The 1,740-nt window shown below is 31.8% G+C and carries 2 protein-coding genes and 1 pseudogene; all 3 read right to left on the minus strand.

Annotated elements, in window-relative coordinates:
- Positions 1-312, minus strand: a 312-nt coding sequence (locus AMN83_RS01680) for an aldehyde dehydrogenase family protein (RefSeq protein WP_143323629.1), incomplete at its 3' end; no start/stop codon positions are given.
- 39 nt (positions 313-351) lie between these two features.
- Positions 352-1,131: a succinate dehydrogenase iron-sulfur subunit gene (locus AMN83_RS01685; RefSeq protein WP_075503857.1), complete on the minus strand. Its 780-nt coding sequence runs from the start codon at positions 1,129-1,131 to the stop codon at positions 352-354.
- A pseudogene (locus AMN83_RS01690) lies at positions 1,131-1,740 on the minus strand (succinate dehydrogenase/fumarate reductase flavoprotein subunit); the annotation flags it as partial. The pseudogene AMN83_RS01690 and the gene AMN83_RS01685, both read right to left, overlap by 1 nt.

Here is a 1,740-nt window from a genome sequence, read left to right on the forward strand (position 1 = left end):
TCTAGTTAAAGATCCTCTTGCATCTTCATAAACTTTTCCATGTTCTGAAACTATTAACTTAGTTAATTCATCAGAATTTTTTTCAATTAATTCTTTAAATTTAAATATTATTCTAGCTCTTTGTAGAGCAGGTTTTAAAGACCAACTTTCAAATGCTTTTTTTGCTACCTCAACAGCACTGTCTAGATCAGATTTTGAAGCAAGTCTTACCTCTGACTCTTGTTCGCCAGTTGCTGGATTAAAAACTTTTCCTTTTTTATCTGAAGATCCCGGAATTATTTTACCGTTTACGAAGTGTTCTATTAATTTCATGAATACGGTGTTTTAGATCAAAAATATCGAATAGTCTATTTAAACATTAGCTGTTGCTAACATTTTTTTTATTTCAGCTATAGCTTTTGCTGGATTCAAGCCCTTAGGACATGCATTTGTACAATTTAATATTGTATGGCATCTATATAATTTTAATTCATCTGAAACTTTTTTTAATCTAGCTTTTCTCTCTTCATCTCTACTATCAATAATCCATCTATAAGCCTGTAGCAGAACTGCTGGACCTAAATATTTATCTCCATTCCACCAATAACTTGGGCAAGATGTAGAACAGCAAGCACACATAATGCATTCGTAAGCACCATCAAGTTTTGCTCTATCTTCTTTAGACTGATAAATTTCTGTTGTCTGTTTTGTTGAGTTATTTTTTAACCAAGGTTCAATAGATTGATATTGTTTATATAAGCCATTTAAATCACCAATCAAATCTCTTTTAACTTTTAAATGAGGTAGAGGATAAATATCGATGTCACCGTCTATCTCTGCATGAGGAGTTGTACAAGCAAGTCCGTTTTTTCCTCCCATATTCATAGCACAAGAACCACAAACACCATGAGCACAAGATCTTCTATAGGCCAATGTAGGATCAATTTCATTTTTAATTTTATTTAGAATATCCAGCACCTTAGATGGACAATTATCCATATCAACTTCGTATGTATCAATTCTAGGATTTTCTTCTGTCGATGGATCCCATCTATAAATATTTACTTTTTTTAAATTTTTAGATCCAGTTTTGTCTTTAAAATATTTGCCTTTTTTAACCTCTGAATTTTTAGGTAAACTTAGCTGAACCATTAATATACTCGCTCTTGTGGTGGAAAATATTGAACTTCATTTGTTAAAGTTGATTTGTGTACTGCTCTGTAACTAATCTTTGTATTTTTTCCATCACACCAAGCAAGAGTATGTTGCATAAATTTTTCGTCATCTCTTTTTGGATAGTCATCTCTCGCGTGAGCACCTCTGCTCTCTTTTCTATGATATGCAGACTCTACAGTAGTTACTGCTTGTCTTATTAAATTATCAAATTCTAATGTTTCAACTAAATCAGTATTAAATACTAAAGACCTATCTTTAACTGAAATTGAGTCCATACCATCATAAGTTTTTTTAATCTCATCAACACCTTCTTTAAGATTTTTTTCTGTTCTAAAGACTGCACATTTTGATTGCATAGTTTTTTGCATTGAAAGTCTAAGTTCTGCAGTACTATTATTTCCTTGTGCATTTCTAAGTTTATCAAATCTATCTAAACATTTTTGTGTTTCTGACTCAGGAATTTCTTCATGAGGTGTTCCTGGCTTAACTAATTCAGCTGCTCTTTTTGCTGCTGCTCTTCCAAATACTACTAAATCAATTAAAGAATTAGAACCAAGTCTATTTGCTCCGTGAACAGAGACACAT

This window comes from Candidatus Pelagibacter communis, from assembly GCF_001180025.1.
Taxonomy (GTDB): Bacteria; Pseudomonadota; Alphaproteobacteria; order Pelagibacterales; family Pelagibacteraceae; genus Pelagibacter; species Pelagibacter ubique_A.